This is a genomic window from Streptomyces sp. CA-294286 (assembly GCF_050947155.1).
Classification (GTDB): domain Bacteria; phylum Actinomycetota; class Actinomycetes; order Streptomycetales; family Streptomycetaceae; genus Streptomyces.
Window position 1 is genome coordinate 3,400,493 of record NZ_CP192005.1, and the last position, 15,876, is coordinate 3,416,368.

The 15,876-nt window shown below is 71.9% G+C and carries 14 protein-coding genes; 9 read left to right on the forward strand and 5 right to left on the reverse strand.

Going from position 1 to position 15,876, the window contains the following annotated elements; translation table 11 throughout:
* Positions 1-54: 54 nt before the first annotated feature.
* On the reverse strand, positions 55-1,158 hold the full coding sequence (locus tag ACQPZG_RS19885) for a helix-turn-helix domain-containing protein (protein WP_433547081.1): 1,104 nt from the start codon (positions 1,156-1,158) through the stop codon (positions 55-57).
* A 144-nt stretch (positions 1,159-1,302) separates the two neighbouring features.
* Here ACQPZG_RS19885 and ACQPZG_RS19890 point away from each other — a divergent pair, with 144 nt between their 5' ends.
* Positions 1,303-1,782 carry an ATP-binding protein gene (locus ACQPZG_RS19890; RefSeq protein ID WP_433547082.1) on the forward strand — a complete coding sequence of 160 codons (480 nt, stop codon included), beginning with the start codon at positions 1,303-1,305 and terminating at the stop codon, positions 1,780-1,782.
* Positions 1,783-1,970: 188 nt separating this feature from the next.
* Here ACQPZG_RS19890 and ACQPZG_RS19895 read toward each other — a convergent pair whose 3' ends face one another.
* Complete coding sequence (locus ACQPZG_RS19895) at positions 1,971-2,834, reverse strand: NAD(P)-dependent oxidoreductase (RefSeq protein ID WP_433547083.1); 864 nt, start codon at positions 2,832-2,834, stop codon at positions 1,971-1,973.
* Between the two features lie 287 nt (positions 2,835-3,121).
* Here ACQPZG_RS19895 and ACQPZG_RS19900 point away from each other — a divergent pair, with 287 nt between their 5' ends.
* The 7 genes from ACQPZG_RS19900 to ACQPZG_RS19930 all read left to right on the forward strand — a co-directional run bounded on the left by ACQPZG_RS19900 (position 3,122) and on the right by ACQPZG_RS19930 (position 12,353).
* The gene (locus ACQPZG_RS19900; protein ID WP_433547084.1) at positions 3,122-3,469 is read left to right on the forward strand and encodes a YkvA family protein; all 348 of its coding nucleotides are present in this window, start codon (positions 3,122-3,124) and stop codon (positions 3,467-3,469) included.
* 618 nt (positions 3,470-4,087) lie between these two features.
* Positions 4,088-5,035: a TIGR03619 family F420-dependent LLM class oxidoreductase gene (locus tag ACQPZG_RS19905; RefSeq protein ID WP_433547085.1), complete on the forward strand. Its 948-nt coding sequence runs from the start codon at positions 4,088-4,090 to the stop codon at positions 5,033-5,035.
* 85 nt (positions 5,036-5,120) lie between these two features.
* A complete protein-coding gene (locus ACQPZG_RS19910; RefSeq protein ID WP_433547086.1) occupies positions 5,121-5,906 on the forward strand; it encodes an SDR family NAD(P)-dependent oxidoreductase in 786 nt (261 codons plus the stop codon).
* A 124-nt stretch (positions 5,907-6,030) separates the two neighbouring features.
* Positions 6,031-7,155, forward strand: coding sequence for an LLM class flavin-dependent oxidoreductase (locus ACQPZG_RS19915; RefSeq protein ID WP_433547087.1), 1,125 nt, complete (start codon positions 6,031-6,033; stop codon positions 7,153-7,155).
* A gap of 117 nt (positions 7,156-7,272) precedes the next feature.
* Complete coding sequence (locus tag ACQPZG_RS19920; RefSeq protein ID WP_433547088.1) at positions 7,273-9,015, forward strand: N-acyl-D-amino-acid deacylase family protein; 1,743 nt, start codon at positions 7,273-7,275, stop codon at positions 9,013-9,015.
* Positions 9,012-10,469 carry an aldehyde dehydrogenase family protein gene (locus tag ACQPZG_RS19925; protein ID WP_433547089.1) on the forward strand — a complete coding sequence of 486 codons (1,458 nt, stop codon included), beginning with the start codon at positions 9,012-9,014 and terminating at the stop codon, positions 10,467-10,469. The genes ACQPZG_RS19920 and ACQPZG_RS19925 overlap by 4 nt, the downstream gene beginning before the upstream one ends.
* Before the next feature lie 261 nt (positions 10,470-10,730).
* On the forward strand, positions 10,731-12,353 hold the full coding sequence (locus ACQPZG_RS19930; protein ID WP_433547090.1) for an APC family permease: 1,623 nt from the start codon (positions 10,731-10,733) through the stop codon (positions 12,351-12,353).
* Between the two features lie 30 nt (positions 12,354-12,383).
* Here ACQPZG_RS19930 and ACQPZG_RS19935 read toward each other — a convergent pair whose 3' ends face one another.
* Positions 12,384-13,898 (reverse strand): CehA/McbA family metallohydrolase, encoded by a 1,515-nt coding sequence (locus ACQPZG_RS19935; RefSeq protein ID WP_433547091.1) that lies wholly within the window; start codon positions 13,896-13,898, stop codon positions 12,384-12,386.
* A gap of 18 nt (positions 13,899-13,916) precedes the next feature.
* On the reverse strand, positions 13,917-14,261 hold the full coding sequence (locus ACQPZG_RS19940; protein ID WP_433547092.1) for a hypothetical protein: 345 nt from the start codon (positions 14,259-14,261) through the stop codon (positions 13,917-13,919).
* Positions 14,262-14,376: 115 nt separating this feature from the next.
* Here ACQPZG_RS19940 and ACQPZG_RS19945 point away from each other — a divergent pair, with 115 nt between their 5' ends.
* The gene (locus ACQPZG_RS19945) at positions 14,377-15,204 is read left to right on the forward strand and encodes an LLM class F420-dependent oxidoreductase (protein WP_433547093.1); all 828 of its coding nucleotides are present in this window, start codon (positions 14,377-14,379) and stop codon (positions 15,202-15,204) included.
* A gap of 173 nt (positions 15,205-15,377) precedes the next feature.
* Here ACQPZG_RS19945 and ACQPZG_RS19950 read toward each other — a convergent pair whose 3' ends face one another.
* Positions 15,378-15,842 (reverse strand): SSI family serine proteinase inhibitor, encoded by a 465-nt coding sequence (locus tag ACQPZG_RS19950; protein ID WP_433547094.1) that lies wholly within the window; start codon positions 15,840-15,842, stop codon positions 15,378-15,380.
* Positions 15,843-15,876: the final 34 nt, after the last annotated feature.

Genomic DNA, 15,876 nt, shown 5'->3' on the forward strand with positions numbered 1-15,876 from the left:
AGGAGGTCGCGCGAGTACGTCCCTGATGTGCCAGTACCGTGCGCCGGAACCTGCTCAGGCCCTGATCTCGTCCATGAGCATCCGCAGCGTCAGTGAGTGCTTCTCCGTAGGGAGGGCGGCAAGTGCCGACTCGGCGTAGGCCACGCCCCCCGAGCGGTCGCCGGAGCGGGCCAGCATGAGGCCCCGGTGCATGTCGAGGTGCGTGGCGAACCTTGGCAGCGACGCCGGCAGTTCCGTCCGGGCGGCATCCTGCGCCGCGGCTGCTCCCTTTTCGTCGCCCAGCCGTGCCAGCAACAGGGATCGGAACACGTTCAGCCGCCAGTAGGGCACGGCGTAGTCGCTGGTCTGCTCGTGCGACCCGGCGGCGTCGAAGACGCGCCGCCCCTGTTCCGCCAGGTCGACAGCCGTAACCGTGTCGCCCCGCAGTGCGGCTGCGTGGGCCTTGCCGTAAATGGCGTTCAAGAGACCCAGGGAGGGCCGCTCGGTGATCGCCATGGCCTGGTCGGCGAACACGTCGGCGACACCCAGCGAGGCACCCTCGTAGCCGAGCGCGATGGCGGCTCGCCCCCGCACCCACACCCGCGTCGTGTCGTCCCCGGACTCGTCGGCGGCCCGGGCGGCCATCCGGTACCAGTGAACGGCCTTGGAGCCGTCCGTCCCCGGGAAGGTCTTCGCGTACAGGGTCATCAGGCGCGCCGCCACGGACCACAGCTGCGGCTTGTCCAACTGCTGCTGAACGACCACCAGCTCGCCGGCCACCCGGCGCTGGATGTCGGCAGCGCCGAGCGACATGTAATCGGTGCCGTACGTGGCGAGCTTCTGCTCCCACCCCTCCAGCGACGGCCCGCCGGACAGCCGGGCGGCGAACCCGTCCGACAGGAGGTCCGATGCGATCACCGGGGCTATGGCGACCCCGGCGACATCGGTCAGGAAGGTGCGCCGATCCACTTCGCTCTCCAGGACAGCTAGGGGTACGTCCAGCACTGCCGACAGCGCCCGAAGGTAGTAGGGCCCCGGCTGATGCTTCAGCCGTTCCCACCCCGACACGTATTCCCGGGTGAGCGCCGTCCGGTACCGCTCGTTGACCACCGAGGCGAGTCGCCCCTGGGACCAGCCGCGCGCTTGCCGGAGCTCCCGGATCAGCTCTCCGATGTCCATGCGCCCATCTTGCCCCCACGCCTGCCACGTGCCCGGCAAGTCCCGCAGGGCGCGCCCCACTTGCCCCTACCCATGCCACTAGGACGGTGGTGGCCCTCCCGGGAGGGTGGTGTCACACCACGCAACGGAGCGAGGAATGTCCCCATGCGCAATCACCGTCACGTCCAGGAGACGTCCACCGAAGTCCTCCCCCCGGTCGCCCGCTCCTGGTCCACCGAGTGCGCCCTCACCCCGCGCGCAGTGGCCCTCGCCCGCACCCGCGCGCGTACCCACCTCACTGCCCTCCGCTGGACCGGCGATGTCGACGACGCCGTACTCGTCGTCTCCGAACTCGTCACCAACGCCGTCCGGCACGCCCGCGTCCCCGGCCGGGTGGGCTGGCTTCGGCTGGCGGTGCTGGAGGGCGGGGACCTGCTGGTGGACGTGTCCGATCCGGTGGCCGGGTTCCGTAGGGGCGGGGGTGGCATGGACGTACCGGCGGGGCCCGAGGGGGAGGGTGGCCGGGGGCTTCATCTGGTACGGCGACTTGGGGAGTTGACCTGGTTCCTGCGGGGCGGCGCAGCGCAGGAGGAGGGCAAGACCGTACGGGTACGACTTGCGCCCGAGCCGCTCGCGGCCCGCTGAGGGCTGCCTGCATCGACCCGGCTCTGATCCATCAGTGCCCCTCTGCTCGTCACGACGGTGTGCGTCCGCACAGAAGGCGCGGAGCGTGCAGAACAGCCGAAACCGGAGGTCGGTCGCAGGTGTACGCGTTGGGGACCGGTCCTGCGATGTGCCCGGCGGGACTGATGCCCCCTTGACCGAAACGGGACCTACTCCGCCGCCGCCACCCGCAGCTGACGCACCGCACCGGGGGCCGTGTACGTCGTCTCGCCCGCCGCCATGCGGGCCTTCAGGGCCGCCACCGTACGGTCGAAGTGGGACGCGTCCACTCCCGCTTCGCGGGCCGCGGCGCCCATGTTCTCGGCGGCGGCGACCACCAGGTCCATGGTCTGCTCGTAGTCGGGCGGGCCGACCGAGTCGATGTCCGCCGCCATCGGGGGCAGCATGCCGATCATGCTCTGCAACCAGGCCGCCACGTGCGGCGTGAAACTCGACGCTGTCGTGTCCTTGTCGGACGTCGCGACCGCCACCGCGTGGAAGAAGCCCGCGAACATCATGTCCATCGCGCTCAGCAGCGCCAGGTCGTAGAGGGACGCCAGGCCGACGTCCTGGCCCAGGTACTTCGGGGCGCCGAAGGTGGCGAGCGTGGACCGGTGCGCCTCGAAGGGATCCGACGCACCGCTGTAGAAGAGGAACGCCTCCGGGGTGGCGATCTGCTCCGGGACCGCCATGATGCCGCCGTCCAGGTAGGACGCGCCCAGGGCGTGCGCCCAGGATTCGGTGGCGCGGGCCTGTGCGGGGGTGCCGTTGGTGAGGCTGACGAGGGTGCGGCCGTGCAGGGCGCCCGCCGCCGGGGTGAGCAGGGCGTGCTGGGTTTCGTAGTCCAGGACGCAGGAGACCGTGAGGGGACTCGCTTCGATCGCCTCGCGGACCGTCGCGGCCTGGGTCGCGCCGCGTGCGACCAGCGGAGCGGCCTTGCTGGGGGTGCGGTTCCAGACGGTGACCGGGTGGCCGGCGGCGAGGAGCGCCTCGGCGAGGGCCGTGCCCATCAGGCCGAGGCCCAGGATCGTCACGGGGGACGGGGACGGGGAGGGGGGAGGGGAAGGGGAGGAAGTCGGGCGGGTGGAGGTAGGGGGCGTTTCGGGCATGCTGGGCATGGGGCTCCCTTGGGTGAGGTGTGGGGTGTGCCCGAGTGGGCTGCTCCCAGCCTCGTGGCCCGGCGGTGCTTCCTCAAGTACGCACAAAAAGGTGGGTGGCCCTCGGGCAGCGGGTGAACCTTCCGGCGGCAGGTGCGCGGAACGGTCGCATCCGGGTACACGGAAGGAGACGTCCGACGGGCGGTGGTACGAGGAGTGAGCACATGAGTGACGGGACGATCGTTCTGCTGGTCGTGGCGGGCCTCGCGGTCCTCGCGATGTTCGTGGGCGCCGTGATCCTGCTGGTCAAGATGGTGAAGGCGCGGAAGCTGCTCACCGATGCCGGGGTTCCGGTGGAGAACAAGTTCCTGTTCTGGGGTGCCGTGGCCTACCTGGTCAGCCCGGTGGACCTGCTGCCCGATCCGATCCTGCTGGACGACATCGGCGTGATGATGATCGCCCTGCGGTCCCTGTACGCGGCGGCGGACAAGGCCGGCATCACACGGCGCCACGACGCGCTGCCCGCGTGGGAGGAGGACACCCGGGGGCGGGAGGTGCGCGGGGTCAGGTAGCGGCATGTGCGGCATGGCCCGATTGCGTCCCGGATGCGTCAGGGAGCCTGTCACCTGAACGGCAGCGTCCGCGTCCGGCTCGGCGGACCCGCCGTCGCCCGTTCCCGCACCGTTCGACGGGCTGCTGTTGCCCTGCCTGGGCCTGCGGCCGGACACCAGGACCGCGACCGACCCCGAGGCCCGATGACTGTTCCCGGGCCGCCGGGCCCGACGAGCCATGACCCCGGAAGAGCACGGCCGGACCCGGGCGTCCCTCGCGTCCTCCCACCCGGCCAACGACCACGGCAGGGACATGGGCAGGACGCGAACCCCGCGCAGCACTCAGGAAGGACAGGGGCTGCACCCCGGGTGACCACTCACGGTGCTCACGAGCCGCCGGAAACCTGAGGAACGCGCGACTGCCGGACACGCACGGTCGCCAGTGTCCTGCCACGCAGCGAGGGGGCGGGGAGGGGCTCTCGGCGGTGGAGGGGAGGGATGGGGCGCGGTGGGCGGGCGGAACCCGACCGGATCGCACCCTTGTCTGATGGAGTGTCAGCTATGACGATGTGGACGTGGCAGGGAGGGTGACGACGCGCGTCGGCTCCCGGTGTGCGCGACCGGACGAGGGGTCTTCTCATGGTGCGGGTCCTGCCCGAGGGGCGGCTGGCGTACGGCATGCAGTTGCCCGTGCAGTCGCAGAGCGCGCTCTACGCCGAGAGCTGGGAGGTGGCGGCCGGGGCCGAGGACCTGGTGGAGGTGGCGCGGGCCGCTGACCGCGGTGGGTTCGCGTACGTCGCTGTGTGCGACCACGTGGCGATACCGAGGCGGCTCGCGGACACGATGGGCACCACCTGGTACGACCCGGTCGCGACGCTCGCCCACCTGGCGGCCGTCACCGAGCGCGTACAGCTGCTGAGTCATGTGGCGGTGGTCGGGCTGCGGCATCCGCTGGCCACGGCGAAGCAGTACGCGACGCTGGACCACCTGAGCGGCGGACGGCTGATCCTCGGAGTGGGGGCCGGACACGTGACGGAGGAGTTCGCCGCGCTCGGCGTCGACTTCGCGCGCCGCGGAGCGCTGCTGGACGAGACGATCGACGCGTTGCGGGCGGCCCTCGGGCCGGAGGAGTTCCCGGAGTTCGCGGGGGAAAGGTACGCCTTCAGCGGGCTGGGGCAGAAACCTCGGCCCGCCCGGGAGCGGGTGCCGGTATGGGTGGGCGGGTCCTCGCCCGCCGCGGTGCGGAGAGCCGCGGTACGGGGGGACGGGTGGCTGCCGCAGGGCGACCCGCGACGCGACCTCCCCTCGCGGATAACCAGGTTGCGGGAGCTGCGTGAGCGCGCCGGACGCACCGGCCCCTTCGCGATCGGCGCCCTCACCGAACCCCTGTACGTCGGCGACGCGGGACGGGACCTGGGGCGGCGCACCCTGAGCGGGAAGCCGGAGGCACTGGCCGAGTCCCTGCGGGCGTACGGGGCGATGGGCGTGCACCAGATCCAGGTCCGCTTCCGCAGCCGCAGTCGCGGCGAACTCACCGACCAGATGGCCGCGTTCGCCGCCGACGTGGCCCCGCATCTCGACGGATGACGTGGGACGAGCCCACCCGCGTTCCGGTCACGCACCACGACGGGTGACCCGGCTCCACATCTCGACGGACAGGGAGTGCACGGGCATGGGCAAGCTGGACGGGCGGGTCGTCGTCATCACCGGGGCGGCGCGCGGGCAGGGGGAGCAGGAGGCGCGGCTCTTCGTCGCGGAGGGGGCGCGGGTGGTGCTCGCCGACGTACGCGACGAGGAAGCGGCGGCGGTCGCCCGGGAGCTGGGGAAGGACGCGGCGCTCCCCGTCCATCTGGACGTGAGCCAGGAGGCCGACTGGGCGGCGGCGGTCGCTGCCGCGAAGGACACCTTCGGGAAGATCGACGGGCTGGTCAACAACGCGGGCATCCTGCGCTTCAACGAGCTGGTCAACACCCCGCTGGAGGAGTTCCAGCAGGTCGTCCAGGTCAACCAGGTGGGCACGTTCCTGGGCATCCGTACCGTCGCACCCGAGATCGAGGCCGCGGGCGGCGGGACGATCGTCAACACCTCCTCGTACACGGGCCTGACGGGCATGGCGTACGTGGGCGCGTACGCCGCCACCAAGCACGCGGTGCTCGGACTGACCCGGGTGGCCGCCGTCGAGCTGGCGGCGAAGGGGATACGGGTGAACGCCCTGTGCCCCGGAGCGATCGACACGCCGATGACGAACCCGGCGGTGCTCGATCCGACGGCGGACCCCGAGGCGTCGGCCGCAGGGGTGGCGGAGCTGTACAAGAGGCTCGTTCCGCTCGGCCGGATCGGGAGGCCCGAGGAAGTCGCGGCCCTCGCGCTGTTCCTGACCTCGCAGGACTCCTCGTACATCACGGGACAGCCGTTCGTGGTGGACGGGGGATGGCTGGCCGGCGTCGGTCTCGCCTGAGCGCGCGCAACCCGGTTGTCTGACGGGCCGTCAGTATTGACGGTGTCCTGGCGCGGTGGAACAGTCGGTCGCATCAGCCGAAATCTGATGGTGCGTCAGAAAACGCAAAGGACGGTGGACTTCCGTGGAGTTCGGTCTCTTCGTGCAGGGCTACGTGCCTGCCGCGCGCGCCAAGGTCGACCCCGAGGCAGAGCACCACGCTCTGATCGAGGAGACCGAGTACGTCATCCAGGCGGACAGGTCCGGGTTCAAGTACGCCTGGGCGAGCGAGCACCACTTCCTGGAGGAGTACTCGCACCTCTCCGCCAACGACGTGTTCCTCGGGTACCTGGCGCACGCCACGGAACGCATCCACCTCGGATCGGGCATCTTCAACCCCCTGGCCCCCGTCAACCACCCGGTCAAGGTCGCCGAGAAGGTGGCCATGCTGGACCACCTGAGCGGCGGACGCTTCGAGTTCGGGTCGGGCCGGGGGGCCGGGTCGCACGAGATCCTCGGGTTCATGCCGGGGATCACCGACATGGACCACACCAAGGAGATCTGGGAGGAGACGATCGCGGAGTTCCCCAAGATGTGGCTCCAGGACGAGTACGCGGGCTTCCAGGGCAAGCACTGGTCGCTGCCGCCGCGCAAGATCCTGCCCAAGCCGTACGGGAAGGGCCACCCGGCCATGTGGTACGCGGCCGGTTCGCCGTCCTCGTACGCGATGGCGGGCAGGAAGGGGCTCGGCGTGCTCGGCTTCAGCGTCCAGAAGGTCTCCGACATGGAGTGGGTCGTCGAGTCGTACAAGACGGCCGTGAAGGACGCGGAACCGGTGGGGGCGTTCGTCAACGACAACGTCATGGTGACGTCGACCGCGATCTGCGCGGAAACGCACGAGAAGGCGGTGCAGGTGGCGGTGAGCGGCGGACTGAACTACTTGCAGTCGCTGCTGTTCCGGTACCACGACACGTTCCCCCGGCCGGAGGGGATCCCCAAGTGGCCGGAGCTGCTGCCGGAGTACACGGAGGAGATCATCGAGCTGCTGATCGCCGAGGAGCTGATGATCTGCGGGGACCCGGACGAGGTGCTGACGCAGTGCAGGCGGTGGGACCGTGCGGGTGCGGACCAGTTGTCGTTCGGGCTGCCGATCGGGGTGTCCAAGGAGGACACGATGACCACGATCCGCCTGATCGGCGAACACGTCATCCCGAAGATCGACACCGACCCGGTCCACCGCACCTCCCGCATGCGAAACGGGTCCTCCTGACCTCGGCACCGTAGCCGGGAGCGCCCCTTCAGGGGCGCGGGGAACTGCGCATCCACCCCGCCACTCCGCGCCCGGCGCGCCCGCGCCCCCCGCACGCCCGCCCCCGAAAGGAGCCCCATGCTCGACCACCTCATCCGCCACGCGACCCTCGTCGACGGGACCGGGCGCCCCGCCCGCCCCGCCGATGTCGGGATCCGCGACGGCCGCATCGCCGTCCTCGCGGGCCCGGGGGCGGTCCGGGAGCCGGCCGGGACCGAGGAGGACGCCACGGGCCTCGTCCTCGCCCCCGGCTTCGTCGACCCGCACACCCACTACGACGCCCAGCTGTTCTGGGACCCGTACGCCACCCCCTCCCTCAACCACGGCGTCACCACCGTCGTGGGCGGAAACTGCGGTTTCACCCTCGCGCCGCTGCACCCCGACCGTCCGGAGGACGCCGACTACACGCGTCGCATGATGTCCAAGGTGGAGGGGATGTCCCTGGCGGCGCTCGAAGAGGGCGTCGACTGGTCCTGGTCGTCCTTCGGCGAGTACCTGGACGCACTCGAAGGCCGGACCGCCGTCAACGCGGGCTTCATGGTGGGGCACTGCGCGTTGCGCCGGTACGTGATGGGCCCGGACGCTGTCTCCGACCGCCCGCCCACGGACGCCGAACTCGACCGCATGGTCGCGCTGTCGCACGACGCGATGCGCGCCGGGGCCTGGGGGCTGTCCACCACCCGGTCCTCCACCCACTCCGACGGCGACGGCGCACCCGTCGCCTCCCGCCACGCCCGTCCCGCCGAGCTCCTCGCGCTCTGCCGGGCGGTGGGCCGGCACGAGGGCACGCAGATCGAAGCCATCGTGGCGGGCTGTCTCGACCGGTTCGACGACGCCGAGATCGACCTGCTGGTCGAGATGAGCGCCGCCGCCGGACGCCCACTGAACTGGAACGTGCTGACCATCGACGCCGCCGTCCCCGACCGCGTGCCCCGCCAGCTCGTTCCCAGTGCGCGCGCCCGCGAGGCCGGTGGCCGGATCGTCGCGCTGACGATGCCGATTCTCACGCCGATGAACATGTCCCTGGGTACCTTCTGCGCCCTCAACCTCATCCCCGGCTGGGGCGAGGTCCTGTCCCTTCCCGTTCCCGAGCGGATCGCCCGGCTCCGCGACCCGGACGTGCGCGCCGGAATGCTGCGGCGCGCCGGCTCCAGGGAGGCCGGGGTGTTCCGGCGGCTCGCCGACTTCGAGCGGTACGTCATCGGCGACACGTACAGCCGCGAGAACGAGGGTCTCACCGGCCGTGTCGTCGGGGACCTCGCCGCCCGACGCGGTCAGGACCCGTTCCAGTGCCTCGTGGAGATCTGCGCCAACGACGACCTGCGCACCGTCCTGTGGCCCATGCCCCCCGACAACGACCCCGCCTCCTGGGCGCTGCGCCGCGAGACCTGGGAGCACGAGGACGTCCTGCTGGGCGGCTCCGACGCCGGCGCCCACCTGGACCGGATGTGCGGAGCCCCGTACACCACGCGCTTCCTGGGCGACTGCCTGCGCGGACGTCGACTCGTTCCGCTCGAAGCCGCCGTGCGGATGCTCACCGACGACCCGGCCCGGCTGTTCGGGCTGCGGGAGCGGGGCCGCGTCGAGCAGGGTTTCCACGCGGACCTCGTCCTCTTCGACCCGCAGCGCATCGACGCCGCCCCCGCCACCCTCGTCCACGACCTGCCGGGCGACAGCCCGCGCCTGGACTCCAAGGCGCTCGGCGTCGTGAGCGTCCGGGTCAACGGCGTGGAGACGATACGGGAGGACCGGGTGACCGGCGCCGTCCCCGGAACGGTCCTGCGCTCCGGCCGCGACACCAGGACGGTGTCCACCAAATGAACGCTCCTCAGCGGCTGTTGATCGACGGCGAGTGGGTCGAGCCCGCGGGCGGCCACTACGAGGTCGTCGACCCCGCCACCGAGGAGGTCGTGGGCCTGGCCCCCGAGGCGAGCCCCGAGCAGGTGCGGCAGGCCGCCGACGCCGCCCGCGACGCCTTCGACTCCTGGTCCCGTACGCGCCCCGAGGAGCGGGCCGCGATCCTCGACCGGGCGGCCGACGTCGTACGGCGCGAGTCGGACCCGTACACCCGGCTCGCGCGGGCGGAGACCGGCGCGACGACCGGCACCGCGCGCGCCCTCCAGGTCGCCGTCGGCGAGGCCCGCTTCCGGCGGTACGCGAAGGGGGCGCTGGAGCCGACCGCGACGCCGATCGCCCCGCAGGTCAACGAGGCCGGGCCGATGGGCCGGGCGGGCGTCCTCGGGGCGGTCGAAGTGCGCCGCCCGGTCGGGGTCGTCACCTGCATCACCTCGTACAACAACCCGTGGGCCAACCCCGCGGGGAAGATCGCGCCCGCCCTGGCCATGGGCAACACGGTGTTGGTCAAACCGGCCCCGCAGGACCCGCTCTCCGTCTTCAGGATGGCGGAGGCGCTGACGGAGGCGGGGGTTCCGCCGGGTGTGGTGAACGTCGTCAACGGCACGTCGGTGGGCGTGGGCGAGGCGGCCGTCGACTCCCCTTGCGTCGACATGGTGAGCTTCACGGGCAGTACGCGGGTGGGCCGGCGCATCGCCGAGGTGTGCGGGCGGGGCATGAAAAGGCAGCTGATGGAGCTGGGGGGCAAGGGCGCGGCACTCGTCTTCGAGGACGCGGACCTGGACGCGGCGGTGAGCGGGATCGGGACGACGTTCTCCTTCTACAGCGGGCAGATCTGCACCGCGCCGACCCGCGTGATCGCGCAACGGGGCATCTACGAGGTTCTGTTGGAGAAGCTGCGGGCGTACATGGGGCATCTGCGGGTCGGCGACCCGGCCGATCCGGACACCGTCGTGGGGCCGCTCATCTCCGCAGCGCACCGCGACCGGGTCGAGTCGTACATCGAGCTGGGCAGGAAGGAGGGGGCCCGGCTGGTGGCGGGCGGCGGGCGGCCGGACATGCGGCGCGGCTTCTACGTCGCGCCGACCCTCTTCGCGGACTGCACCAAGGACATGCGGGTGGTGCGGGAGGAGATCTTCGGTCCGGTCGTCGTGGTCGTCCCCTTCGGCGAGGAGGACGAGGGGATCGCGCTCGCCAACGACAGCGACTACGGACTGATCGACTACGTGTGGTCGGGCGACGTGGCGCGCGCCTTCCGGGTGGCCGGGCGGCTGCGCGCCGGGGGCGTCGGCGTCAACACCGTCGGCCGCAACATGGAGGCCCCGTTCGGCGGCTTCAAGCAGAGCGGGGTGGGCCGAGACGTGGGCTCGTACGCGCTGCGGGCGTACAGCGAGGTGCAGGCGGTGGTGTGGCCGGGGTGAGGGCGCCGGAGAGGGCCCGGACATGATCGGCCGCACGGCGGCCGGGGCGGGGACGGGAAAATTTAGAACCCGGACAAAGCGGGCGGGCCTGCGGTTTGCGTATTCAGGCGGACGTCATGTTCCTCTGTGTTCAGAAGGTGTACCTTCGATTTGCGCCTCAAGTTCCTTGATCGTTGGGTGGTTTGACCCCGCCAAGGAAAGGTTGGAAGACCGGAGTCTGTTCCTCCGTATGTGGAAACCGCAGGACTTAACGTCCTGTTCATGACTCAGGTGGAAACGAACCCGCAGGCCGGAGATGCGGTAAGGGGCGTCCCCGAGGGGGCGGGCCCTCGCCTCTCGGGCGACCGTTCATCCGGCGGGGCCCGGAACGGCCACGACGGCGTACGCGGCAAGGGGCTGGGCGGAAACTCCGTCGGTCTCGTCGGCAGCGCCGTCATCGGCGTCTCCACCGTCGCCCCCGTCTACTGCCTGACCTCGACCCTCGGCTCCACGGCCGGTGAGGTCGGCCTCCAGATGCCCGCGATCTTCCTCGCCGGGTTCCTGCCGATGCTGCTGGTCGCCTTCGCCTACCGCGAGCTGAACAAGGTGATGCCGGACTGCGGCACCTCCTTCACCTGGACGGTGAAGGCATTCGGGCCGCGCCTGGGCTGGATGTGCGGCTGGGGCCTGGTGGTCGCCACGATCATCGTGCTGTCCAACCTCGCGGGCGTCGCCACCTCGTACTTCTGGCTCCTCGCGGGCGAGCTCACCGGCAGTGCGGCGATCACCGCCCTCGACGACAGCAAACCCGTCCACATCCTCACCTGCCTCACCCTGATCGCCCTGGCGACCCTGGTCAGCTACCGCGGGATGACCGCCACCAAGGGCGTCCAGTACGCCCTGGTCGGCCTCCAGCTCGTCGTCCTCGCGCTGTTCGTCGGGATGGCGTTCAGCAAGGCCGGCGGCCGACTGCCCGAGTTCGCGGGCGGCGTCGACTTCTCCTGGTCGTGGTTCAACCCCCTCTCGGTGGGCTCCTTCGCCGCCTTCACCGCGGGCCTCTCCCTCTCGATCTTCATGTACTGGGGCTGGGACGCCTGCCTGACCGCCAACGAGGAGACCACCGGCAGCGAGAAGACGCCCGGCCGCGCCGCCCTGATCGCCATGGTCGTCCTGGTCGGCTCGTACCTCGCCACCGCCGTCGCCGTGCAGATGGCCGTCGGATCCGGCGACACGGGCCTCGGGCTCGGAAACCCGGAGACCTCCGACAACGTCTTCGCGGCCCTCGCCGGACCCGTCATGGGCCCCTTCCTGGGCATCCTGCTCTTCGTCGCCGTGGTCGCCTCCGCGACCGCCAGCCTCCAGACGACGTTCATCCCGGTCGCCCGCACGGTCCTCGCGATGTCCGCGTACGAGGCCCTGCCCGCGTCGTACGCCCGCGTGAACCCCCGCTTCAAGAGCCCCGGCCGCGCCACCGTCCACGCGGGCGTGGCGACCGGCCTCTTCTACACGGTCATGACGCTGGTCAGCGAGAACGTCCTCATCGACACCATCTACGCGCTCGGCCTCATGATCTGCTTCTACTACGCGCTGACGTCCTTCGCCTGCGCCTGGTACTTCCGCCGCGACCTCACCGCCTCCGTGCGCGACGCGTTCTTCAAGGGCGTCTTCCCGGTGCTCGGCGGAGTCCTGCTGGCCGCCGTGTTCTGCAAGACGCTGTACGACATGTGGGACCCGGCGTACGGCAGCGGCTCGTCGGTGTTCGGCGTCGGCTCGGTCTTCGTGATCGGCGTCGGACTGCTGCTCGTCGGCCTGGTGATCATGCTGGTGATGCAGCGCCGCAGCCCGGCCTTCTTCCGGGGCGAGGTGCTGACGAAGGACACCCCGGCGCTCGTCGTGCGGGACTGAGCCACCCGGCGGCGCGGTCCGGGCCCGTGTTCACGCGACGCCGCGCAGGAACACCGGATTGCTGAACGCCGCCAGCGGCCCCGGCAGCCCCGCCACCGCGACCGGGTGGCGGACCTCCGCCCGTACGTAGGAGGCGTACGAGGGCGTGGACGTCCACTCGGTCCCGCCGGTCGGCCCGCTGCGGACCGTGCCCTGGTCGGTGACCAGGTGGGTCGTGCACCCGGGAGCGGCCCCCTCGACGGTCAGACGCACCGTGACCGGGGCGGTCCGCGGCGCGGCGAGCCGCCCGCCCAGTGTGGCGGTGCGGCCCCGCGCGTCGCTGACGGTCAGGGTGAGCGAGAGCGCCGAGGACTCCGTGACGTACGAACGGCCCGAGCGCAGACCGGCGAGGATCGCCTCGCGGGAGAGCGCGTCGGCCAGTACGACGGTCTGCGGGTGCCCGATCCGGTCGGGGTCGCGATGGGCGTCGCTGTTGCCCATCGCGGGAAGCCAACGGCCGCCGCTGACGAGGGACTTGTCCCACATCTGGAGGGACACCTCGTCGTCCGGGGTGTACGGCCCGTTCCGCACCTCCACCGCGTCGGCGTCCGCGAAGCCGAACTGCCAGGCGCAGCCCAGGCAGGTGGCGTGCGGATGGGCCGGTACGACCAGGCCGCCCGCCCGGCGGATCTCCCGGGCGAACCGCGGGAAGCGCCCTTCGCGGGCCCGGTAGCGCCAGTCGGTGTGCGTGCCGAAAGCCGTGCCCAGAGCCAGGACGTGACCGTTGCGGGTGGTGACCTCCTCGCCGGCCAGCACGAGGAGATCGTCCGGCGCGTCTCCCCAATGGGCGTGCGAGGACGAGGTGTTGTGCTCGGTCGTGGCGATGAAGTCCAGTCCCGCCGCCCCCGCCAGAGCCATGATCCCGGCGGGCGTGCGGCGGCCGTCCGAGTGGACCGAGTGCAGGTGGCAGTCGCCGCGGTACCAGGCCCGGCCCCGGCCCGCGAGACGGTCCGGCGGATACACCGGGCGGGGCGTGGCGGCGGCCGGGCCGGGCGTGAGCGTGAGGGTCACGGTGTACGCAAGGCCCTGCGGGGCCACCGTGTAGGGGGCCAGCGCGATGTGCCAGGTGCCGGGGCGGACGGGCCCCGGCAGGTAACCGGGCGTCGCCGCGTCGCCCCGTACGAAGAACTCCGTGCGCGCACCGCCCGACCAGCCCCGGAAGCCCCGGCCGCCCAACGCGGTGCCGCGCTCGTCGAAGAGCCCGATGTCCAGCGCGTTGCCCAGGGCGCCGGACGGGACGGGCGGCCTCTCGTACGTGTACGAGACGTGCAACTGCCGTATCCCGCGCGGCACTTCGACCGGCAGATAGGCGAAGTCCGGCGCGCCGGGCGGCAGGGTGCCCCGGACGGTACGGGTCCACGGTCCTTCTCCGCTGCCGCCGCCCGCCGCGTGCGCGAAGCTCACCGTCGTCAGGGTGAGGGCGGCTGCCGCGCCCGCGGTGAACAGGGCACGGCGGCTCGTCGGGCGGGCCGGGCCGGTGGGTTCCGTCCAGGAGGGATCGTCCATGGGGCAATCGTCGCCGGGTCAGCTCTTGCGGCGGTTGCGGCGAACCGTCCACAGGATGACGAGGACGAGCACGATCAGGGCGAGCACACCGAGGACCAGCCCGATCAGGAGCCCGATCCCGAAGCCCTTCTTCTTTTTCTTCTTCGGCTTGGCGAGGGAGGCGGTGGAGCCGCTGTCCTGCGCCTGGGCCTGTGCGGCCGGGGCGAGGCCGGTGCCGGTCGTCGACGTGCCCGGTGCCGCCGTCGTGACAGTGGCCGTCCGTGCCGTCGGCGTCGCCGCCGCGGCCGACGACAGCGACACGGCGGGCGCGCCCACCGCCAGCGTGCCCGCGAGCAGCAGCGCCGTGAGGGTCCTGGTACGCATGAGCATGGCGTGACGCCTCTCCCCGGTCCGGCCGGGGACGTGGACGGCCCCTCGGCTTTCGGCACCGTACGCCCTAGCTTGAGATCATCAACAGGCCCTCGACGAAGGAGTTCGCATGCGGATCGCCACCACGATCTTCCTGACCGACGAGACGATCACCCCCGTGCGCATCGCCAGGGAACTGGAGGAGCGCGGCTTCGCCGGTCTCTACCTGCCCGAACACACCCACATCCCGGTCAGCAGGGAGTCCCCCTACCCGGCGGGCGGCGAGCTGCCGCGCGAGTACGGGCGGACGCTGGACCCGTTCGTCGCCCTCGGCCAGGCGGCGGCCGTGACCGAGCGGCTGGCCCTCGGCACCGGGATCACGCTCGTCGCCCAGCACGACCCGATCGACCTCGCCAAGCAGATCGCCACCCTCGACCACCTCTCGCAGGGACGCTTCACCCTCGGCGTCGGCTTCGGCTGGAACAAGGAGGAAGCCGCCGACCACGGCGTGAGCTGGGCCACCCGCCGCGCGCTCACCCGCGACCGGATGGGCCTGATGCGGGCCCTGTGGAGCCCGGAACCCACCGCGTACGAGGGCGAGTTCGCCTCCGTACAGGCCAGCCAGGCGCACCCCAAGCCGGTCGGCGGCGCCCCGCGCGTCCTGGTCGGCGGAGCGGCCGGTCCGAAGCTCTTCGCGGACATCGCCGGATACGCGGACGGCTGGCTGCCGATCGGCGGGCGCGGCCTCGGCGAGTCGATCCCGGCGCTGCGGGAGGTGTGGGAGGCGGCCGGCCGCGACCCGAAGGACCTGCACATCGTGCCGTACGCGGTCCTGCCGAGCCCCGGCAAGCTGGAGCACTACGCCGCGCTGGGCATCGAGGAAGTGGTGCTCCAGCTCCCGCCGGCGGGCGAGGCGGACGTCCTGCGCACCCTGGACACGTACGCGCCGTACCTTTAGCGGCCCGTCCGGGGGCGGTGGACGGGATGCTGCGAACGGGCCCGGGGCGAGCGCGGCGAACGGGGATGCCGTCAGGGAAGCGGGGCGCGGATCGCGGCGGGCGGCGCGTCCGGCACGCGGGGAGCCGCGTACCCGAGGGGCCGCCCGCCCCTCCGTGGCCCGCTCGTCGCGCCCTACGGCTGCGCCGCGTCGCGGTACGGCGACTTCGGCTTGGTGGGCGTCGCCTGCGTGTGCGGCAGGAGCGGGACCATCGCGTCCCACCGGGAGATCTCGCACCCGTTCGTGCGGCTGTACGCCGCGTCCACCGGACGCCCGGCCCAGGTCCCCGTGAGGCGGGCGGTCGCCGGGCCGCCGTACTGGTGGGTGCAGAGCGCGTCCGCCGCAACCGGGGCGAACGGGTCCTTGCCGTACACCGTCACCTCGTTCAGGCGGTCGCAGGCGAGCTGCGCCTCCGGGTGGCTGCCGCCCGTCGGGTGGCAGGTCAGCTCGTACGTTCCCTCCGTCCCGGGGAAGCCGGTCCCGGCGACGGTGAGGGTGAGCCGGTCCCCGGTGTGCGGTTCGGGACCCGCCTGGGCGGGGGCCGCCGTGCCCAGCACGGCGAGCAGGGGCAGGGCGGCGGCTGCGAAACGACGCGACATTGCGGGTCTCCAGGGGAGTCGGAGGATGTGCTGC